The following is an 18822-nucleotide window of genomic DNA, read 5'->3' on the forward strand; positions in this document are numbered from 1 at the left end:
ATGGATGAGTCGCTGGCCCGCTTTGTCGCCCTCTATCAGCAGCTGAGCAGCGCAGAGCTGCACCGTCTGCCCGAGGTCTATGGGAAAGAGGTGATCTTCATCGACCCGGCCCACCGCATCGAGGGGCTGGCGGCGCTCACCGACTATTTTGCCGTCCTCTATCGGCGCCTTGCTTACTGCCGCTTCGACATCACCAGCCAGCTGCTGCAGGGACGCCAGGCCTGGCTCGGCTGGACCATGACCTTCTCCCACCCAAGGCTGCGCGGCGGTGCACCTGTGACGGTGGAGGGGGCCACCCGCCTCGCATTCGACGAGGAAGGCAAGGTGTGCCTGCACCGGGACTACTTCGATCTCGGGGCCATGCTCTACGAGCAGCTGCCGCTGCTGGGCGCCGTGGTGCGCACCCTCAAGGGGAGGCTAGGCGCATGAGCGGCCGGGTGCTGATCACCGGCGCCACCTCCGGCATCGGCCGCCAGCTGGCGCTGGATTACCGGCGCGCTGGCTGGCAGGTGTGGGGCTGCGGCCGGGACGAGATGCGCCTGCAGGCTTTGGCGGACGCGGGGATCATCCCCCTGGAGTTCGATGCCCGGGACAGCGCCGCCATGGCCGAGGTCGCCGCCGGTTTGCCCACGCTGGATCTGCTGATCCTCAACGCCGGCAACTGCGAATACATGGACCTGACAGAGGGCTTTGACGGCACCCTCTTTGCCCGGGTCATCGAGACCAACCTCATCGCCACGGGTCATGCGCTGGCCGCCTTCTTGCCGCTGCTGGGGCCAGGGGCGCGCCTTGCCATAGTCAGCTCCTCGGTGAGCTGGCTGCCGCTGCCCAGGGCCGAGGCCTATGGCGCCTCCAAGGCGGCCCTCGACTACCTGGCCGATACCCTGCGCCTCGAACTGGCAGGCAAGAGGATAGGGGTGACCCTGATCCGCCCCGGCTTCGTGCAGACGCCGCTCACCGACAAGAATGATTTTCCCATGCCCTGCCTGGTGACGGTGGAGCAGGCTGCCCGCGCCATCATGACGGGACTCGCCGCCGGTCGCCACCAGATCCACTTCCCCCGCCGCTTCACCTGGCTGCTGCGCCTGCTGGGGGCTCTGCCGACGGGACTCTGGCTGCGCCTCGGCCGCACACTCGTTTCGAAAGGACGCCCTTCATGAAGAAAAAGATCGCCATCGTCGGCTCAGGTATCTCGGGACTCACCGCCGGCTTCCTGCTCCACAAACTCCATGACATTACCCTGTTCGAGGCGGCGCCGACCCTGGGGGGCCACACCGCCACCGTCGACGTGGAGCTGGGCGGGCGCAGCCATGCCATCGACACCGGTTTCATCGTCTTCAATGACCGCACCTACCCCCACTTCCTGAAGTTGCTTGAGCGGATCGGGGTCGGGCGGCAACCGGCCGAGATGAGCTTCTCGGTCAGAAGCCCCGAGGGGCTGGAGTACAACGGCCACAACCTCGACACCCTGTTCGCCCAGCGCAGCAACCTGTTGAGCCCGCGCTTCTACCGCTTCGTCGCCGAGATCCTGCGCTTCAACCGGGAGGCTCGGGCATGGCTTGCACAGCACCGGCAGCAGGAGGCGGAGCCCGGACTGACTCTGGGGGCCTTCCTGCAGGCGGGCGGTTTCAGCGACTACTTCGCCCGCCACTACATCCTGCCCATGGGGGCGGCCATCTGGTCATCGACGCTGGCGGACATGCGGGCCTTCCCCCTCGGCTTCTTCCTGCGCTTCTTCGCCAACCACGGCTTGCTGGAGGTGGCCAACCGGCCCCAGTGGTACGTCATTCCCGGCGGCTCGCGGGAATACATAGGGCCGCTCACGGCGGGCTGGCTGCCGCGGATCCGCCTCGCCTGCCCGGTGCTGGGGATCCGCCGGGGGGCGGACGGGGTCCTGCTCCAGAGCAGTTATGGCGAGGAGCGGTTCGACGAGGTGATCCTCGCCTGCCACAGCGATCAGGCGCTGGCCCTGCTGACGGATGCGAGCGAAGGAGAGCGGGCCATCCTCGGCGCCATGCCCTACCAGGCCAACGACGTCTGGCTGCACACGGATGCGGGCTGCCTGCCCGTGCGCCGCAAGGCCTGGGCCAGCTGGAACTATCGGCTCGGCGAGGATGACGGGGCGCGCCCCCTGGTGACTTACAACATGAACATACTGCAGGGGCTGAGCTCGCCGCAGCCCTTCTGCGTCAGCCTCAATCCAGAGGGGCGGGTGGATGAGCGCAAGGTGCTGCGCCGCTTCGTCTATCACCACCCCGTATTCAATCAGGGCTCCATCGCCGCCCAGGGCCGACGCGCCGAGATCTGCGGCCGGCAGCATACCCACTTCTGCGGTGCCTACTGGTACAACGGCTTTCACGAGGACGGGGTGCGCAGCGCCCTGGACGTGGCCAGCCGCTTCGGGGCCCGCCTGTGAATGCCGCCATCAGCGCCATCTGGCAGGGCTCGGTGCGCCACCGCCGCTTCGCGCCGCGTCCCCACGCCTTCTCCTACAGCCTCTTCATGCTGGGGCTGGATCTGGACGAACTGCCCGGGCTTGAGCAGGGGCGCTGGTTCGCCGTGGAGCGGGCGGGGCTGCTCGCCTTTCGCCGCGACGACTACCTGAGAGGCAGCGAGGGGCCCCTCAAGCAGGCGGTGTGGGACAAGGTGGCCGAACTGGGTGGCGATGCCGAACCCGGGGGGCGGGTACTGCTGCTCGGCAACGTGCGCTGCCTCGGCTTCTACTTCAGCCCGGTCAACTTCTACTTCTGCGAGCGGCAGGGGGAAGCCCGCTACCTGCTGGCCGAGGTGTCGAACACCCCCTGGAACCAGCGCCACTACTACCTGCTGGATCTGGCGGCGCTCGCCCCCCACGACAAGGATTTTCACGTCTCCCCCTTCATGGGGCTGGCCATGCGCTACCACTGGCGCATCCGGCCGCCGAAGGAGGAGGCATTGATCCACATCGAGAGCCATCCCGTATCCGGTGAGGCCAAGCTGTTCGACGCCACCCTGGCCCTGCGCCGGGCACCGCTGTCGCGCAGGGGGCTGGCGGCGCTGCTGGCCCGCTGGCCCTGGATGACCATGAGGGTGCTGCTCGGGATCTACTGGCAGGCCTTGCGCCTTTTTATCAAACGAACGCCCATCTTCACCCACCCGGAGAGCCGCTAATGGAACTTGCTCAATCAACCCTCTCTGCCTCTTTCATCGACAAGGGGGCCAGGCAATTGCTGCTCAGGCTGCTGGGGCGCCTCGAACATGGCCAGCTGCTGCTGCGCGATGGCGGCGAGCGTCACAGCTTCGGCGCCGCGGGCAGCGACCTGCACGCCGAGCTGGTGGTGCTGGATCCGGCCTTCTATCGCCGCCTGCTGCAGGGGGGCAGCATCGCCGCCGGGGAAACCTGGGTGGAAGGGCTCTGGACCAGCCCGGATCCGGTGGCCCTGGTGCGGTTGCTGGCCAGGAACCTGGCGCTGCTCGACAGCCTGGAGCGGCGCCTCGGCTGGCTCAGCTTCCCGTTCAACAAGGTGCGTCACTGGCTCAATCGCAATACCCTGACCGGGTCGAGATCCAACATCGCCGCCCACTACGATCTCGGCAACGCCCTCTATCAGGGCTTTCTCGACAGCCACATGCAGTATTCGAGCGCCATCTACCCGAGTGCCGATGCCAGTCTCGAGGAGGGGCAGCAGGCCAAGCTGCGCACCATCTGCGAACGGCTGGCGCTCGGGCCTGACGATCATCTGCTGGAGATAGGCACCGGCTGGGGTGGCCTCGCCGTCTATGCCGCCCGTCACCATGGCTGCCGGGTCACCACCACCACCATCTCCCGGGCCCAGCACGACTACGCCAAGGCGTGGATCGAGCGGGAGGGGCTGGAGGATCGCATCACCTTGCTGCTGGAGGATTACCGCAAGCTGGAGGGCACCTACGACAAGCTGGTCTCCATCGAGATGATCGAGGCGGTGGGGCACGCCTTTCTGCCCGATTATTTCCGCCAGCTGTCACGCCTGCTCAAGCCCGGCGGTCGTCTGCTGATCCAGGCCATCACCATCGCCGATCAGCGCCACGCCCAGTATCTGCGCGGGGTGGACTTCATCCAGCGCTACATCTTCCCGGGTGGCTGCCTGCCCTGCGTCTCCCAGATGGCGGGGCTGCTGGCGCGGGAGACCGACATGCAGCTGGTGCGGCTGCACGATCACGGCCATCACTATGCCCGTACCCTGGCCCACTGGTGCGAGCGCTTCCTGGCGTTGGCCCCCGAGCTGCCGAGGCTCGGCTACAGCCAGGATTTCATCCGGCTGTGGCACTTCTACTTCGCCTATTGCGAAGGGGGCTTCTGGGAGCGGGCCATCAGCCTGGTGCAGCTGGAGGCGGCCAAGCCGGGCCCCCATGGCTGGGCGGGAGACCTGCCGGTAAGCGGTCACTGACCATGTGGCAGTGGGCCCACCTGCTGGGATTCAACCTCTACTGGGTGCTGGCGGTGAAATGGCAGCAACCGGGCCCGCTGCTGGCGCTGTTGCTGCTCCATTTTCTCTTCTCCCCCCGCCGCCGGCAGGACTGGCGGCTCATTCCCGTCGCCCTGGCTGGCTGCCTGCTCGACGGCCTGCTCTGGTGGCTCGGCCTGTTTCACTTTTCGTCCGTTTTTCCGCTCTGGCTGGTGCTGCTCTGGTGCGGTTTTGCCCTGACCCTCTCCCACGGCCTGCGCTGGCTGCGGCCCCTGCCGCGCTGGCAGCAGGGGCTGTTCGGCATGCTGGGGGGCGCCAGCTCCTATGTGGCGGGGGCCGCCATGGGGGCAGTAAACTTACCCTGGGGCATCTGGATCAGCACGGCACTGCTGGCGGTGATCTGGATGTGGTGGTTACCCGTACTCCTGTGGGTAACGGTCAAGCTGGAGGGTGATGCGAGATGAACACCTTTTCGACCGACGCCTTGTTGTTTTCCAAGTGGACCAGGGATGGCCAGTGCGAGCTGGCCGAGCGTTTCTATCTGGTGGTGGCCTGCCAGCGGGACGCCCAGGGCCACCTGGCGAGCGTGGTGATGCAGGATATCAATACCCTGCAGGAACAGGAGATGGACTGGCATGAACTGGAGGATCCCGCCCGTTGGCACATGGGGTGGAACTAGCCTGCTGCTGGCGGCCTTGAGCCTGCCGCTGTCTGTGACCGCCCAGACCTTAGCCACACCCTGGCAGGGACTGCGCACCGTGGGGCAGGGGGAGATGCGCTGGCTCTGGCTCAAGCTCTATGACGCCACCCTCTACAGCGAGAGTGGCCGCTATCAGCCGGGGCGCTATCCCCAGGCCCTCAGCCTCACCTATGCCAGGGCCATCGAACGCCAGGATCTGCTGGAGGCGACCGCCGCCGAGTGGCAACGGCTCGGCCTTGGCAGCGAGAGTGAGCGCCAACGCTGGCTGGCAAAACTGGCCGCCCTCTGGCCGGATGTGGCCCCCGGTGACAAACTGGTTTTCTATGTGGACGAGCAGGGCATGGGCCACTTCTGGTTGCGTGATCGCCTGCTCGGCTCTCTCGATGATCCCGCCTTCGCCCCTGCATTTCTTGCCATCTGGCTGACCGACGACAGCCGGGATCCCGCCCTTACCCGCCGCCTGCGCGGCCAATCCTGATGGAGTATTCCATGAAGCTCTCTTCCTGGTGGCGTCTTGCCTGGTTGCTGCCCCTGCTGTGGCTCTCTGGCTGCGGCGCCAGTCTGGACGATTATCGCGGCTCCCAGCCGGGTTGGGATCTGGCCCGTTTCTTCAATGGCAAGCTGGTGGCTCACGGCCTGGTGACGGACCGTAGCGGCGAAGTGACCAGTCGCTTTCGGGTCGAGATGCAGGGGCACTGGCAGGATGGAAAGGGGGAGCTGCTCGAGCAGTTCTACTTCGACGATGGCCGCAGGCAGACCCGCACCTGGTTTTTGAGCAAGGGGGCGGATGGTCACTGGCGCGGCACCGCCGCCGACGTGGTGGGGGAGGCCGTGGGCAAGACGGCAGGCTTTGCACTCAACTGGCGTTATCAGCTGGATCTGGCGCTGCCGGACGGGGAGGTGGTGCGGGTGAGCTTCGACGACTGGATGTACCTGCTGAATGAAGATCGCCTGATCAACCGCGCCGAGATCAGCAAGTTCGGCATTCACCTCGGCGAGGTGATCCTCTACATCGAGCGGCTCGAGCGATGAAAGGGAGGCTTTTGCCCATCGGCGATAGCCGTTCACTATGGATCGGCAAGGCAGAGCCGATTGTCCTTTGAGTCTGTGCGGGGATATGCTGACCCTGTTCCCGATAATGCTTACCACCTGGAGGTGAATCATGAAGAGCCCCATCGGTCTTGATACCGTTCAATCCCAAGCTTTGGCCGCCGAGCTGAACAGGCTGCTGGCCAGCTACCAGATCCTCTACATGAACGTTCGTGGCTTCCACTGGAACATCCGTGGCAACCAGTTCTTCGAACTGCACCTGAAGTTCGAGGAGATCTACAACGATCTGCTGCTGAAGGTCGATGCCCTGGCCGAGCGCATCCTGACCCTGGATGGGGTGCCCCTGCACAGCTTCAGCGACTACATCCAGGTGTCCGCCATCCCCGAGCAGAAGGGGTTGCACGACGGCCGTGCCTGCGTCGAATCCCTGCTGGAGAGCTTCCGCGAGCTGCTGGTGGCCCAGCGCCGCATCCTGGGGCAGGCCGCCGAGGCTGGCGACGAGGGGACAGCATCCATCCTCTCCGACTATGTGCAGCAGCAGGAGAAGCTGGTCTGGATGCTGCGCGCCTACCTGGCCTGATGACCCTGGGGCCGGATGCCCATGCCCCGGCCCGTATCATTGCCCCTGCTGTTGTAAACCCGAGTTGTCTCTCCTTTTATCCACCCGCTTGCCGCCCGATTCGGGCGGCTTTTTTGTATTTGATCTGCATCAATGAAAAGTTAATTGGTAAATTGAATGCCTATTAAGTTTTGAGTCGGAGGAATAGAATCGCCACAAAACAAACAACTGAAATGTCCAATTAGGAGAGGCATGATGTTTTGTGTGCAATGTGAACAGACAATTCGTACCCCGGCAGGCAATGGCTGCGCTTACGCACAAGGCATGTGCGGCAAGACGGCGGAAACCTCGGATCTGCAGGATGTGCTGATCTATACCCTGCAGGGTCTCAGCGCCTGGGCCCTGGCCGCTCGCGAGCACGGCATGATCGACAGCGAGATCGACGCCTTCGTGCCCAAGGCCTTCTTCGCCACCCTCACCAACGTCAACTTCGACTCCGCCCGCATCGTGGCCTATGTCAACCAGGCGCTGGCCTATCGCCGGCAGCTGGCCGCCAAGCTGGCACCACTGGCGGTGCAGGCCGACACACTGCCCGCCGCGGCCAGCTTCGAGCCGGGTGCCGATCTGCTGGCCCAGCTGGCGCAGGCGCCGCAGACCGCGGTCAACCGCGGCAAGAACGAGGTCAACGAAGACATCATGGGGCTGCGCCTGCTCTGCCTCTACGGCCTCAAGGGGGCCGCCGCCTACATGGAACACGCCCGGGTGCTGGATCAGCAGGATGCCGGGGTGGCCGCCGAATTCCATCGCATCATGAGCTGGCTCGGCACGGATCCGAGCGATCTGGATCCGCTGTTCAAGTGCGCCATGGACATCGGCCTGCTGAACTTCAAGATCATGGAGATGCTGGATCTCGGTGAAACCACCGCCTTTGGCCATCCGGAGCCGACCCAGGTGCGCGTCACTCCGGTACCGGGCAAGTGCATCCTGGTTTCCGGTCACGACATGGTGGATCTCAAGCTCATCCTGGAGCAGACCAAGGGCACCGGCATCAATGTCTACACCCATGGCGAGATGCTGCCGGCGCTGGCCTACCCCTTCTTCAAGCAGTACCCACACCTGGTGGGCAACTACGGCTCCGCCTGGCAGAACCAGCAGAAGGAGTTCGCGAACTTCCCGGGCGCCGTGGTGATGACCTCCAACTGCATCATCGACCCGAACGTGGGTAACTACTCGGATCGCATCTTCACCCGCTCCATCGTCGGCTGGCCGGGCGTGACCCATCTGGAAGGGGAAGATTTCTCTGCGGTCATCGCCAAGGCGCAGGCGCTGGAAGGCTTCAAGCACGTTGAGCTCGAGCACTTCATCACCATCGGCTTTGCCCGCAACGCCCTGATGCAGGCCGCTCCCGCGGTGATTGACAAGGTGAAGGCCGGCGAAATCAGCCACTTCTTCCTGGTGGGGGGCTGTGACGGTGACCGTGCCGAGCGCGCCTACTACACCGAGTTTGCCAAGGCGATCCCGCAGGACAGCCTGCTGCTCACCCTGGGTTGCGGCAAGTACAAGTTCAACAAGCTCGATTTTGGCGAGATCGGCGGCATTCCGCGTCTGCTGGACGTGGGTCAGTGCAACGACGCTTACTCCGCCATCCAACTGGCCCTGGCGCTCTCCGAGGCGTTCGAGTGCGGTGTCAACGATCTGCCGCTGACCCTGGTGCTCTCCTGGTTCGAGCAAAAAGCCATCGTCATCCTGCTCACCCTGCTGGCACTGGGTGTGAAGGATATCCGCACCGGCCCGACCGCCCCTGCCTTCCTCACCCCGGCCCTGCTCAAGGTGCTGGAGGAGCAGTTCGGTCTGAAAGGTACCACTACCGCAGAAGCCGATCTCGCCGAGATCCTGGCGGCCTGATCCGAGACACAGCCTGACACGCTCAGCATGTTGTAAGCCTTTGGCGAGCCTGATGGCTCGCCTTTTTTTAACGACCCCTTTCCAACATTTTTCAACAAGAGGAGCCTTGCGATGACCTCCACCTCTCTCACCCTCAGGTGCATCGGCCGCCGGGCGGATACCCACGACGTGGCGAGCTGGCAGTTCGTGCCGCTGGCGGGCGAACTGCCCGCGGTGCTGGCCGGCCAGTGCGTCACCCTACACACCGAGATTGACGGCAAGCCCCAGTGGCGCGCCTATACCCTCTCCTCCAGCCCGCAGGATCCTTTCTGGCAGGTCACCATCAAGGACGTGGGGCTGGTCTCCCACCATTTGCACCAGAGTCTGCAGGTAGGGGACGAGATCCGGGTCGACGGCCCCTTCGGCGACTTCCACCTGACGGCGCTCCCCTGCGAGCGGCCACTGCTGCTCAGCGCCGGCTCCGGCATCACCCCCATGTGGGCCATGCTGCGGGACGAGCTCGCCAGGCGGCCCGAGGCGGATATCCGCTTCATCCACAGCGCCAGATCCCCCGAGGATGTGATCTTCGCAGACGAGCTGGCCGCGCTGGCAGAGGCCCATGCCGGTGTGCGCCATGCCCTGATACTGGAAGAAGCCCCTTCAGAGCACCCCTGGGTAGGCAGGCTCACGCCGGAGATGCTGAGGGAATTGGCGCCGGATCTCTTGAGCCGCCACGTCTATCTGTGCGGACCCGCGCCCTACATGGCCGCGGTGAGCGAGATGCTGGCCGGGCTCGGCCTGCCCGCCGGGCAGTTGCACCAGGAGTCCTTCGGTCTGCCTGCTGTGACATCGAGCGCAGTGCCAGTGGACACCGGCAGCGACCACTTCTGGCTGACCCTGAAAAAGAGCGGCAAGAAGGTGAAGATACTGCCGGGCCAGACCCTGCTGGCGGCGCTGGAGGGGGCGGGGGAGACCATGATGGCGGCCTGCCGCGCCGGGGTGTGCGGCGCCTGCCGCTGCACCACGGAAGGGGAGATCGAGCGCCAGAGCGTGATGACATTGAGCGCGCAGGATCTGGAGGGCGGCGTCGCCCTGGCCTGCTCCTGTACCGCCAGGGGGGATATCAGCCTGGATTATTGATGGTGTCATCAGAGCCTCGTGCTTTTCTCGCATCGGCCCGGCGGGTACACTCAGCCCAGTTTCATCAGAACATGGGATTAGACATGACAATATTGGTCACAGGCGGTGCCGGTTACATCGGTTCCCACACCCTGGTCGAGCTGCTCGGTACCGGGCAGCAGGTGGTAGTTCTGGACAACCTCTCCAACTCATCGCCTGAGTCCCTCAGGCGAGTGGAGCGGATCACCGGCAAGCCGGTCACCTTCGTGGAGGGGGACATTCTGGACAGGGCCTGCCTGCAGCGGCTGTTTGCCGAGCACAGGATCGAATCCGTGATCCACTTCGCCGGCCTCAAGGCGGTGGGGGAGTCCAGCCAGATCCCGCTCACCTACTATCAGAACAACATCACAGGCACCCTGGTGCTGTGCGAGGAGATGGCCAGGGCCGGCGTGTTCCGCCTGGTGTTCAGCTCCTCGGCCACCGTCTATGGGGATCCCGCGTCTGTGCCCCTGCGGGAAGACTTCCCCACCGGCGCCACCAACCCTTATGGCCGCTCCAAGCTGATGGTGGAAGAGATACTGAGGGATCTGTCCAAATCCGACCCTCGCTGGGCCATCGTCCTGCTGCGCTACTTCAACCCGGTCGGTGCCCACGAGAGCGGCCTCATCGGGGAAGATCCCAACGGCATTCCCAACAACCTGCTGCCCTATATCAGCCAGGTTGGGGTGGGCAAGCTCAAGGAGCTGGGGGTATTCGGCAACGACTACCCGACGCCGGATGGCACCGGGGTGCGCGACTACATCCACGTCGTGGATCTCGCCATCGGTCACCTCAAGGCGCTGGCCCGCATCGCGGGCGACACCGGGGTCTTCACCTATAACCTCGGCACCGGCCAGGGCTATTCCGTGCTGGAGATGGTCAAGGCGTTCGAGGCGGCCAGCGGCCGCGCCATCCCGTATCAGATCAAGCCCCGCCGCCCTGGCGACATCGCCGAGTGCTGGGCCGAGCCCACCCTGGCCCGTGACGAGCTGGGCTGGCAGGCCGAGCGGGGTCTGGAGCAGATGATGATCGATACCTGGCGCTGGCAAAGCCAGAACGCCGACGGCTATCAGGCCTGAGTGTTAAAGCCTGAATAGCAAAACGCCCCGGCATGCCGGGGCGTTTTTTCATGAACAACGCGCGGGTTACTGAATGCTCTTGCCGGCGCGCACATCCTTGACGATGGCCTTGAGGCTCGCCAGATCGCGGGGGGCGCCGCGCAGGATCTGGTCGCCGATGATGAACCCCGGGGTACCGGAGATGCTCATGGCCTCGGCCAGGGCGCGGTTGGTTCCCAGGTTCTGATCGATGCTGCCATCCTTGATCTTCGCCTCGACCTTGCTCCAGTCCACCCCGGCGGACTTGGCGATGGCCTGCACCTGGGCCTCGTCGGCCAGCGATCCCTGATGGGCGTACAGCTTGTCGTGGAAGGCCTGGTACTTGTCGGGCTGACCGAGCTGCACCGCCAGCGCCGCGCGGGCGGCGTAGTAGGAGGTCTCGCTCAGGATGGGGAACTGCTTGTAGATATAGCGGATGTCCTTGTCTTCATCGAGCAGTTGCTGGACGAGGGGATGGGCGCGTTTGCAATAACCGCAGTTGTAGTCGAAGAACTCGACCACGGTCAGGCTGCCCTTGGGATTGCCGCTCTCGGGATCCTGGTTGGAATAGAGCTGCTTGGCATGGGCCTGGATCAGCGTCTTGTCGTTCTCGGCCTGCTGGCTCTCCTGCTTGGCACGCAGGGCGTTGGACATCTCGACCAGGATCTCAGGATTTTTGACCAGATAGTCGCGCACTATCTGCTCGACATCGCTTTTGGTCAGCTCGCTCGCCTGTACCGGCGCCATGAGCAGGGTCGCGCCGGTGAGGGCGGCGAACAGGGCATGTGTGATTTTCATAAGTCCATCTTGCTGGGAATATCGTAGTGGTCACTATAGTGGGTGAGTCTGTTTTCAAGTCAAGCCATCTGCTTTAAAAAGCGGGGTTGGGGGCGAGTTTGCAGCCCTTGTGCGCCAGATAGCCCAATAAATGGGCAAACAAACTGGGTGGGGATTTACAAGGGCGGGGGGCATGGGTAATATGCGTCGCACTGCTGCGGAGGGGTGGCAGAGCGGCTGAATGCACCGGTCTTGAAAACCGGCGATGGGCGACCATCCGTGGGTTCAAATCCCACCCCCTCCGCCACATATTTAAACCCATCTCATTGAATGAGATGGGTTTTTTCGTTTATGGCCTGTCTCCTTTTCTTCCGCCTGCTGTCCTATGGGCTCCTCTGCCGGCCCTTTGCCACCAAGGTTCTTGGAGACTGGTCGCCTGCCGGGAAACCGGTATTGCCCAGGGCCGCGGCCGGCCAGGCGGGGCGGGGGTCGTTGTGGCCGCGCATTGAGGCGGGGGGGTCTATCGGAGTGCCGCCGCGTTGATCATTTCAATATTTCTTGTATAGTTGATTTATTGAAGTGAATGAAAGGCCTTGTCATGAACAAAGAGATCGCTACCAAGGTGTTTGAATCCCTCGCCTCCGGCATTCGCCTCGATGTGTGGCGCCTGCTGGTCAAGGCGGGGCTGGAGGGGCTGGTTGCCGGTCAGCTTGCCAGCGAGCTCGACATCGCCCCCAATACCCTCTCGTTTCACCTGAAGGCCATGCTGCACGCGGGCCTGCTCTCGGTGGAGCAGGAGGGGCGCTTCCTGCGCTATCGCGCCAACATTCCCCTGATGCTGAGCCTGATCGGCTACCTCACCGAGGAGTGCTGCGCCGGTCACCCGGAAGCCTGCGGGGTGATGAGAGCCGAGTCCGGCTGCTCGCCCCATGTATTGCCTGTGCAGCCCTGCTGCAACAAGGAGTAATGCCATGTCCGTCATTCAAGTGTTCGATCCGGCACTGTGCTGTGCCAGCGGTGTGTGTGGGACCGAGGTAGAACAGCGCCTGGTGAGTTTTGCCGCCGATGTCGCCTGGGTCAGATCGCAGGGGGTGGCCATCGAGCGTTTCAATCTGGCCCAGCAGCCCATGCAGTTTGCCGAGACGCCTGCGGTCAGCGCTTTCCTGACCCACGCGGGAGAGGAGGGGCTGCCCCTGGTGCTGGTGGATGGCCAGGTGGTGCTCACCGGTCGTTACCCCAGCCGCGCTGAACTGGCCCGTTATGCCGGTCTGCCCGCCCCGCAGGCCGCCATCAAGGGGATCGTCAAGAGTGGATGCTGCTCAGGCAGCAGTGGTTGCTGCTAAATCGCCATCTCGCCAATCCTAGCCGTTGCCCAGAGAGGAGCCTCATATGTCCCGGTTACTGGCCTGCCCGTGTCTGAACTACTCGTTTTTCCATGATGCGCCCCCGTTTCTCTTCTTCACCGGCAAGGGGGGAGTGGGCAAGACCTCGCTGGCCTGCGCCAGTGCGGTTGCCCTGTGTGACAGTGGCAAGCGGGTGCTGCTGGTGAGCACGGATCCGGCCTCAAACGTAGGCCAGGTGTTCGATACCCGGATCGGGAACCAGGTAACCCGGATCCCCCAGGTCGATGGGCTGTCGGCTCTGGAGATTGACCCGCAAGCCGCCGCGCAGGCCTATCGGGAGCGGATCGTCGGGCCGGTGCGTGGCAAGCTGCCCCCGAGCGTGGTGCGCAGCATCGAGGAGCAGCTCTCCGGTGCCTGCACCACCGAGATCGCCGCCTTTGACGAGTTCACCGGCCTCTTGACCGACATCCGCCTGGTTGGGGAATACGACCACATCGTGTTCGATACGGCACCGACCGGCCACACCCTCCGTCTGTTGCAACTGCCGGGGGCGTGGAGCGAGTTCCTGGCCCAAGGCAAGGGGGATGCGTCCTGCCTGGGACCGCTGGCCGGGCTGGAAAAACAGCGAAGCCAATACGCAGAGGCCGTCGCGGCCCTGTCGGATGCAAAGCGAACCCGGCTCATCCTGGTGGCCCGTGCGCAGGCCTCGACCCTGCGGGAAGTGGCGCGTACCCACGACGAGCTGGCGGCCATCGGCCTTGCCAATCAGCAGCTGGTCATCAATGGCATCTTCCCGCAAAGCGAGCTGGCCGAGGATCCCCTGGCCCGCGCCCTGTGGCAGCGAGAGCAAGAGGCGATGGCGCAGATGCCACCGTTGCTGACCAGTCTGCCGCAAGACAGAGTGCCGCTCCTGGCGACCAATCTGGTGGGGGTGGAGAGCCTGCGTCAGTTGCTCGGTGCCGCGTCCGTCAACGGGGCATGTGAGGCCGAGAACACGCCCCCTGGGCAGCACCCCGGGTTGCAGCAACTGGTCGATGAGCTGGCCCGCGATGGCCACGGGCTCATCATGCTGATGGGCAAGGGCGGTGTGGGTAAAACCACTCTGGCGGCCGCGGTGGCGGTGGAGCTCGCCAGTCGCGGGTTGCCGGTGCATCTCACCACGTCCGATCCTGCCGCCCATCTGGGGGAGACCCTGGCAGGAGCACTGCCAAACCTGGCGGTGAGCCGCATCGATCCTCACGCCGAGACCGAGCGTTACCGTGCCCAGGTGCTGTCCACCAAGGGGGCGAGCCTGGATGCCCAGGGGCGCGCCCTGCTGGAAGAAGATCTGCGCTCCCCCTGTACCGAAGAGATCGCCGTGTTTCAGGCCTTCTCGCGGATCATTCGCGAGGCGGGCAGGCGCTTCGTGGTGATGGACACGGCGCCGACCGGTCACACCCTGCTGCTGCTCGATGCGACCGGTGCCTATCACAGGGAGATCGCCCGCCAGATGGGGGGCAAGGGGATGCACTTCACCACCCCCATGATGCAGCTGCAAGACCCGAAACAGACCAAGGTGGTGATAGTCACCCTGCCCGAGCCGACTCCGGTGCAGGAGGCCGCCAACCTGCAAGCCGACCTGCGCCGCGCCGGCATCGAGCCCTGGGCCTGGGTGGTCAATCATGTGCTGTCCCCGGCCGTCGTCACGTCCCCCCTGCTGGCCCTGCGCGCCCGTCGCCAGCAGCCCCATATCGCCGCGGTCAAGGAGGAGCATGGAAAGCGCTATGCCGTGGTGCCCTTGCAGGCCGTCGAGCCGGTGGGACTGAAGGCGCTGCAAGGGTTGTGTCACCCCACCTCGAAGAAGGGGTGAGCGAGTGGCAAGGTGCGGCGTGCATGGCCGCCTTCTCGTGCCCACGCGCGCCAGCCATCCCCGATTTTTCATCAATCTGACGTTCTCAACGAGACATGGAGTCGCTGTTTATCATGCACCCCTTTGACATTCTGAAGCTGGATAATGGCGCCCGCCTTATCTTCACTCCCTGCCCTGGCACCAAGGAGGCTTCCCTGCATGCCTCCCTCAAGACCCTGCAAGCCGCCGGGGCTGATGCGGTAGTCACCATGATGCCTGATGCCGAGCTTGGCGAATTCAAGGCTGATGCCTTGCCCGCCGAATGCGCCGCCTTGGGGCTGGCCTGGTTCCACCTGCCGGTGGAGGACGACTGTGCACCCGAGGCGCCGTTCGCCGCGGCCTTTGCCAGCCACAAGGCGGATCTGCTGGCGCGGCTGGCGGCGGGTCAGACTCTGGCCATCCATTGCCGTGGCGGCTCGGGTCGTACCGGGTTGATGGCGGCCATCCTGCTGCTGGAGACGGGTTACGCCCCCGCCAAGGTCAAGACCCTGGTACAAGGGCTGCGTCCCAAGGCGTTGACCCTGACCCCTCACGTCGACTACCTCAACACCCACTACGCATTCGCCGGTTAAGGAAAACAGCATGACTATCAAGGTTGGTATCAACGGTTTTGGCCGCATGGGCCGTCTCTCGCTTCGCGCCGCCTTCGACTGGGCGGATGTGGAGTTTGTGCGCATCAATGACCCGGCTGGCGATGCCGCCTCGCTGGCACACCTCATCACCTTCGATTCGGTCCATGGCCGCTGGCATCATGAGGCCAGCAGCGAGGGGGACCAGATGGTGATCGGCAACCATCGCATCCTCTGCACCCGCAACAAGGAGATAGCTCAGACCGACTGGTCCGGTTGTGATGTGGTGATCGAGGCTTCCGGCAAGATGAAAACCAAGGCGCTGCTGGACGCCTATCTGGCGCAGGGGGTGAAGCGGGTCGTGGTGACTGCGCCGGTCAAGGAAGAGGGGGTCCTCAACGTCGTCATGGGGGTCAACCACCACCTCTACGACAAGGCGCAGCACCCTATAGTGACGGCGGCCTCCTGTACCACCAACTGCCTGGCGCCCGTGGTGAAGGTGATCCACGAGCAGCTCGGCATCAGGCACGGCTCCATGACCACCATCCACGATATCACCAACACCCAGACCATCCTGGATGCCCCCCATAGCGATCTGCGCCGTGCACGCGCCTGCGGCCTGAGTCTCATCCCCACCACCACGGGGTCTGCCACCGCCATCAGCCACATCTTCCCCGAGCTCAAGGGCAAGCTGAACGGCCACGCGGTGCGGGTGCCGCTCGCCAACGCCTCCCTCACCGACTGCGTGTTCGAGGTGAGCCGCCCCACCACGGAGGCCGAGGTCAATGGCCTGCTCAAGGCGGCCGCCATGAACGAGCTCGAGGGGATCATGGGCTATGAGGAGCGCCCCCTGGTGTCGGTGGATTACAGGACGGATCCGCGCTCCTGCACCATAGATGCGCTCTCCACCATGGTGGTCAATGACACCCAGGTGAAGATCTACGCCTGGTATGACAACGAGTGGGGCTATGCCAACCGCACCGCCGAGCTGATGCGCATGGTCGGCCGGATGGACAAGGCGCAAGGATAACCCGGCCATGGCAGCGACCCGCCTCTCCCCCGAGATCCGCCAGTATCTGCTGGTGACCGGCAACTACTGGGCCTTCACCCTGACCGATGGCGCCCTGCGCATGCTGGTGGTGCTCTACTTCCACGGGCTGGGCTACAGCCCCTTGGCCATCGCCTCCCTGTTCCTCTTCTACGAGATCTTCGGGGTGGTGACCAATCTGGTGGGGGGCTGGATTGGCGCTCGCCTCGGGCTCAACCGCACCATGAACATAGGCCTCGCCCTTCAGGTGCTGGCGCTGGGCATGCTGCTGGTGCCACCGCTCTGGCTGACGGTGCCCTGGGTGATGGGCGCGCAGGCGCTCTCGGGGATAGCAAAAGACCTCAACAAGATGAGTGCCAAGAGCGCCATCAAGTTGCTGGTGCCGGGAGAGGCGCAGGGTCAGCTCTACCAGTGGGTGGCGCTCCTGACCGGTTCGAAGAATGCCCTGAAGGGGATGGGCTTCTTCCTCGGCGGCGCCCTGCTGACCCTGCTCGGGTTTCGGGGGGCCGTGCTGGTCATGGCCCTGGCGTTGGCGCTGGTGTGGTGCGTCAGCCTGCTGACCCTGACACGGGATCTCGGCAAAGCCAGGAACAAGCCCAAGTTCAGCGAGATCTTCTCCAAGAGCCGCGCCATCAACACCCTGTCGGCGGCCCGCCTCTTCCTGTTTGGGGCCCGGGATGTCTGGTTTGTGGTGGCGCTGCCTGTCTACCTCGCCTCCAGCTTTGGCTGGGATCACGGGTATGTGGGGGGCTTCCTCGCGCTCTGGATCATCGCCTACGGGGTGGTACAGACCCAGGCCCCCCGCTTTACCGGCAAGCGAGAGGGGCGGGTGCCCGATGGCAAGGCCGCCATGGGCTGGGCACTGTCGCTGGCTCTGGTCCCGGCCCTGATTGCCCTGGCGATTCACTATGAGGTGCATCCGGCCATCAGCCTGGTGGGCGGCTTGATGGTGTTTGGCGCTCTGTTTGCCATCAACTCCTCCCTGCACAGCTACCTCATCGTCAGCTATGCCGGTGCAGATGGGGTATCGCTGGATGTGGGCTTCTACTACATGGCCAATGCCCTGGGGCGCCTGCTCGGCACCCTGCTCTCCGGGCTGGTGTTCCAGCTTTATGGTCTCGAGGCCTGCCTCTGGATCTCCACTCTCTTTATTCTGCTGGCAGCGTTGATCTCCCTGGGTCTGCCGCGCCATCAGTTGAATGTTGGTAACGAGGGTCGCTGACCCTCGTCTTTTTGATGGGTCTGTGACCCTTTGGAGTCGTCATGTCAGCACAATGCAAGGCAGCCGAAGCGCCTGCCATCGGTTTTTTTGAACGCTATCTGACCGCATGGGTGGCAATCTGCATCCTGGTCGGGATCACCTTGGGGCAGGTATTTCCCAGCCTGTTCAAGGCGATTGGCGCCATGGAAATTGCGCAGGTCAATCTGCCTGTCGGTCTGCTGATCTGGGTCATGATCATCCCCATGCTGCTCAAGATCGACTTCTCTGCGCTGCATCAAGTGAAGGGGCATGTAAAAGGGATTGGTGTGACCCTGTTTATCAACTGGTTGGTCAAGCCCTTTTCCATGGCCTTCCTTGGGTGGTTGTTCATTCGTGTGTTGTTCGCCGACATGCTTCCTGGCGATCAGTTGGATAGCTATATCGCCGGACTCATTTTGCTAGCCGCAGCGCCATGTACAGCCATGGTCTTTGTCTGGAGCAGACTGACGAACGGAGACCCCTACTTCACCTTGTCTCAGGTGGCCTTGAACGACCTCATCATGGTGTTTGCGTTTGCGCCCGTTGTGGGTCTCTTGCTGGGCGTGTCCAGCATTACCGTGCCATGGGACACCCTGCTTATCTCTGTGGTGCTCTACATCGTTATCCCGGTCATCATGGCTCAGCTTATCCGCAAAGCCTTGTTGCGCCACGGACAAGCCAGCTTTGATGAGGTGATGCACAAGATCCAGCCTTGGTCTGTGGCAGCGCTGCTGCTGACCCTGGTACTGCTTTTTGCCTTCCAGGGCAATGCCATCATTGAGCAGCCCCTGGTCATTGCCCTGCTGGCCGTGCCCATCCTGATCCAGGTCATCTTCAATGCCAGCCTGGCCTACTGGCTCAACAAAAAAGTGGGAGAAAAGCATTCGGTGGCCTGTCCGTCAGCCCTCATAGGTGCATCCAACTTCTTTGAACTCGCCGTCGCGGCTGCCATCAGCTTGTTCGGTTTCCACTCGGGCGCCGCATTGGCAACCGTGGTTGGGGTATTGATCGAGGTGCCTATCATGCTGCTGGTCGTGAAGGTCGTGAATGCCACCAAGCCGTGGTACGAAGGCAAGACGGCGTAA

21 protein-coding genes and 1 tRNA gene are annotated in these 18822 nt (G+C 63.8%); 21 read left to right on the forward strand and 1 reads right to left on the reverse strand.

Features of this window, described 5'->3' with window-relative positions; genetic code table 11:
- The 13 genes from AB5Y72_RS07490 (at position 1) to galE (ending at position 10854) form a co-directional block, all read left to right on the forward strand.
- Positions 1 to 429 carry a nuclear transport factor 2 family protein gene (locus AB5Y72_RS07490; protein WP_042074822.1) on the forward strand — a complete coding sequence of 143 codons (429 nt, stop codon included), beginning with the start codon at positions 1 to 3 and terminating at the stop codon, positions 427 to 429.
- Complete coding sequence (locus AB5Y72_RS07495) at positions 426 to 1160, forward strand: SDR family NAD(P)-dependent oxidoreductase (protein WP_368198806.1); 735 nt, start codon at positions 426 to 428, stop codon at positions 1158 to 1160. Before AB5Y72_RS07490 ends, AB5Y72_RS07495 begins: the two co-directional genes overlap by 4 nt.
- Entirely contained in the window at positions 1157 to 2416 is a 1260-nt protein-coding gene (locus tag AB5Y72_RS07500; RefSeq protein ID WP_270661272.1) for an NAD(P)/FAD-dependent oxidoreductase, read from the forward strand. Before AB5Y72_RS07495 ends, AB5Y72_RS07500 begins: the two co-directional genes overlap by 4 nt.
- Positions 2413 to 3150 carry a DUF1365 domain-containing protein gene (locus AB5Y72_RS07505; protein ID WP_042074819.1) on the forward strand — a complete coding sequence of 246 codons (738 nt, stop codon included), beginning with the start codon at positions 2413 to 2415 and terminating at the stop codon, positions 3148 to 3150. The genes AB5Y72_RS07500 and AB5Y72_RS07505 overlap by 4 nt, the downstream gene beginning before the upstream one ends.
- A complete protein-coding gene (locus AB5Y72_RS07510) occupies positions 3150 to 4406 on the forward strand; it encodes a cyclopropane-fatty-acyl-phospholipid synthase family protein (RefSeq protein ID WP_202211572.1) in 1257 nt (418 codons plus the stop codon). Before AB5Y72_RS07505 ends, AB5Y72_RS07510 begins: the two co-directional genes overlap by 1 nt.
- A gap of 2 nt (positions 4407 to 4408) precedes the next feature.
- Positions 4409 to 4888: a DUF2878 domain-containing protein gene (locus AB5Y72_RS07515; protein WP_202211571.1), complete on the forward strand. Its 480-nt coding sequence runs from the start codon at positions 4409 to 4411 to the stop codon at positions 4886 to 4888.
- Positions 4885 to 5103 carry a TIGR02450 family Trp-rich protein gene (locus AB5Y72_RS07520; protein ID WP_042074816.1) on the forward strand — a complete coding sequence of 73 codons (219 nt, stop codon included), beginning with the start codon at positions 4885 to 4887 and terminating at the stop codon, positions 5101 to 5103. The genes AB5Y72_RS07515 and AB5Y72_RS07520 overlap by 4 nt, the downstream gene beginning before the upstream one ends.
- Positions 5060 to 5602 carry a chalcone isomerase family protein gene (locus AB5Y72_RS07525; protein ID WP_202211570.1) on the forward strand — a complete coding sequence of 181 codons (543 nt, stop codon included), beginning with the start codon at positions 5060 to 5062 and terminating at the stop codon, positions 5600 to 5602. Before AB5Y72_RS07520 ends, AB5Y72_RS07525 begins: the two co-directional genes overlap by 44 nt.
- An 11-nt stretch (positions 5603 to 5613) precedes the next feature.
- Complete coding sequence (locus AB5Y72_RS07530) at positions 5614 to 6156, forward strand: DUF3833 domain-containing protein (RefSeq protein WP_202211569.1); 543 nt, start codon at positions 5614 to 5616, stop codon at positions 6154 to 6156.
- Between the two features lie 130 nt (positions 6157 to 6286).
- Complete coding sequence (locus tag AB5Y72_RS07535; RefSeq protein WP_042074812.1) at positions 6287 to 6754, forward strand: Dps family protein; 468 nt, start codon at positions 6287 to 6289, stop codon at positions 6752 to 6754.
- A gap of 234 nt (positions 6755 to 6988) precedes the next feature.
- Complete coding sequence (hcp, locus tag AB5Y72_RS07540; protein WP_202211567.1) at positions 6989 to 8638, forward strand: hydroxylamine reductase; 1650 nt, start codon at positions 6989 to 6991, stop codon at positions 8636 to 8638.
- A 111-nt stretch (positions 8639 to 8749) separates the two neighbouring features.
- Entirely contained in the window at positions 8750 to 9757 is a 1008-nt protein-coding gene (locus AB5Y72_RS07545) for an FAD-binding oxidoreductase (RefSeq protein ID WP_368198808.1), read from the forward strand.
- Positions 9758 to 9840: 83 nt separating this feature from the next.
- A complete protein-coding gene (gene galE / locus AB5Y72_RS07550; protein ID WP_368198810.1) occupies positions 9841 to 10854 on the forward strand; it encodes a UDP-glucose 4-epimerase GalE in 1014 nt (337 codons plus the stop codon).
- Between the two features lie 66 nt (positions 10855 to 10920).
- On the opposite strand, the gene AB5Y72_RS07555 is transcribed toward galE, so the two are convergent.
- Positions 10921 to 11670 (reverse strand): DsbA family protein, encoded by a 750-nt coding sequence (locus AB5Y72_RS07555; RefSeq protein ID WP_042074806.1) that lies wholly within the window; start codon positions 11668 to 11670, stop codon positions 10921 to 10923.
- Between the two features lie 198 nt (positions 11671 to 11868).
- Between AB5Y72_RS07555 and AB5Y72_RS07560 the strand changes: the two genes are divergently transcribed.
- The 8 genes from AB5Y72_RS07560 (at position 11869) to arsB (ending at position 18822) form a co-directional block, all read left to right on the forward strand.
- Positions 11869 to 11956 (forward strand) — tRNA-Ser (locus tag AB5Y72_RS07560).
- A 291-nt stretch (positions 11957 to 12247) separates the two neighbouring features.
- A complete protein-coding gene (locus tag AB5Y72_RS07565) occupies positions 12248 to 12616 on the forward strand; it encodes a helix-turn-helix transcriptional regulator (RefSeq protein ID WP_202211534.1) in 369 nt (122 codons plus the stop codon).
- A 4-nt stretch (positions 12617 to 12620) separates the two neighbouring features.
- Positions 12621 to 12992: an arsenite efflux transporter metallochaperone ArsD gene (arsD, locus tag AB5Y72_RS07570; protein ID WP_202211533.1), complete on the forward strand. Its 372-nt coding sequence runs from the start codon at positions 12621 to 12623 to the stop codon at positions 12990 to 12992.
- Between the two features lie 46 nt (positions 12993 to 13038).
- Positions 13039 to 14841 (forward strand): arsenical pump-driving ATPase, encoded by a 1803-nt coding sequence (gene arsA / locus AB5Y72_RS07575; protein WP_202211532.1) that lies wholly within the window; start codon positions 13039 to 13041, stop codon positions 14839 to 14841.
- Between the two features lie 113 nt (positions 14842 to 14954).
- Positions 14955 to 15452 carry a protein phosphatase gene (locus AB5Y72_RS07580; protein WP_223915236.1) on the forward strand — a complete coding sequence of 166 codons (498 nt, stop codon included), beginning with the start codon at positions 14955 to 14957 and terminating at the stop codon, positions 15450 to 15452.
- Positions 15453 to 15462: 10 nt separating this feature from the next.
- A complete protein-coding gene (locus AB5Y72_RS07585) occupies positions 15463 to 16479 on the forward strand; it encodes an ArsJ-associated glyceraldehyde-3-phosphate dehydrogenase (protein WP_325781894.1) in 1017 nt (338 codons plus the stop codon).
- 7 nt (positions 16480 to 16486) lie between these two features.
- Positions 16487 to 17719 carry an organoarsenical effux MFS transporter ArsJ gene (arsJ, locus tag AB5Y72_RS07590; RefSeq protein WP_202211529.1) on the forward strand — a complete coding sequence of 411 codons (1233 nt, stop codon included), beginning with the start codon at positions 16487 to 16489 and terminating at the stop codon, positions 17717 to 17719.
- A 41-nt stretch (positions 17720 to 17760) separates the two neighbouring features.
- Positions 17761 to 18822: an ACR3 family arsenite efflux transporter gene (gene arsB, locus AB5Y72_RS07595; protein WP_216990835.1), complete on the forward strand. Its 1062-nt coding sequence runs from the start codon at positions 17761 to 17763 to the stop codon at positions 18820 to 18822.

This window comes from Aeromonas sp. R7-4, from assembly GCF_040908055.1.
Lineage (GTDB): Bacteria > Pseudomonadota > Gammaproteobacteria > Enterobacterales > Aeromonadaceae > Aeromonas > Aeromonas sanarellii.

Bases quoted from the DNA above. Each gene is read 5' to 3' on its own strand.
- AB5Y72_RS07490 (WP_042074822.1), top strand. From the start codon at position 1: ATGGATGAGTCGCTGGCCCGCTTTGTCGCCCTCTATCAGCAGCTGAGC.
- AB5Y72_RS07495 (WP_368198806.1), top strand. From the start codon at position 426: ATGAGCGGCCGGGTGCTGATCACCGGCGCCACCTCCGGCATCGGCCGC.
- AB5Y72_RS07500 (WP_270661272.1), top strand. From the start codon at position 1,157: ATGAAGAAAAAGATCGCCATCGTCGGCTCAGGTATCTCGGGACTCACC.
- AB5Y72_RS07510 (WP_202211572.1), top strand. From the start codon at position 3,150: ATGGAACTTGCTCAATCAACCCTCTCTGCCTCTTTCATCGACAAGGGG.
- AB5Y72_RS07515 (WP_202211571.1), top strand. From the start codon at position 4,409: ATGTGGCAGTGGGCCCACCTGCTGGGATTCAACCTCTACTGGGTGCTG.
- AB5Y72_RS07520 (WP_042074816.1), top strand. From the start codon at position 4,885: ATGAACACCTTTTCGACCGACGCCTTGTTGTTTTCCAAGTGGACCAGG.
- AB5Y72_RS07525 (WP_202211570.1), top strand. From the start codon at position 5,060: ATGAACTGGAGGATCCCGCCCGTTGGCACATGGGGTGGAACTAGCCTG.
- AB5Y72_RS07530 (WP_202211569.1), top strand. From the start codon at position 5,614: ATGAAGCTCTCTTCCTGGTGGCGTCTTGCCTGGTTGCTGCCCCTGCTG.
- AB5Y72_RS07535 (WP_042074812.1), top strand. From the start codon at position 6,287: ATGAAGAGCCCCATCGGTCTTGATACCGTTCAATCCCAAGCTTTGGCC.
- hcp (WP_202211567.1), top strand. From the start codon at position 6,989: ATGTTTTGTGTGCAATGTGAACAGACAATTCGTACCCCGGCAGGCAAT.
- AB5Y72_RS07545 (WP_368198808.1), top strand. From the start codon at position 8,750: ATGACCTCCACCTCTCTCACCCTCAGGTGCATCGGCCGCCGGGCGGAT.
- galE (WP_368198810.1), top strand. From the start codon at position 9,841: ATGACAATATTGGTCACAGGCGGTGCCGGTTACATCGGTTCCCACACC.
- AB5Y72_RS07555 (WP_042074806.1), bottom strand. From the start codon at position 11,670: ATGAAAATCACACATGCCCTGTTCGCCGCCCTCACCGGCGCGACCCTG.
- AB5Y72_RS07565 (WP_202211534.1), top strand. From the start codon at position 12,248: ATGAACAAAGAGATCGCTACCAAGGTGTTTGAATCCCTCGCCTCCGGC.
- arsD (WP_202211533.1), top strand. From the start codon at position 12,621: ATGTCCGTCATTCAAGTGTTCGATCCGGCACTGTGCTGTGCCAGCGGT.
- arsA (WP_202211532.1), top strand. From the start codon at position 13,039: ATGTCCCGGTTACTGGCCTGCCCGTGTCTGAACTACTCGTTTTTCCAT.
- AB5Y72_RS07580 (WP_223915236.1), top strand. From the start codon at position 14,955: ATGCACCCCTTTGACATTCTGAAGCTGGATAATGGCGCCCGCCTTATC.
- AB5Y72_RS07585 (WP_325781894.1), top strand. From the start codon at position 15,463: ATGACTATCAAGGTTGGTATCAACGGTTTTGGCCGCATGGGCCGTCTC.
- arsJ (WP_202211529.1), top strand. From the start codon at position 16,487: ATGGCAGCGACCCGCCTCTCCCCCGAGATCCGCCAGTATCTGCTGGTG.
- arsB (WP_216990835.1), top strand. From the start codon at position 17,761: ATGTCAGCACAATGCAAGGCAGCCGAAGCGCCTGCCATCGGTTTTTTT.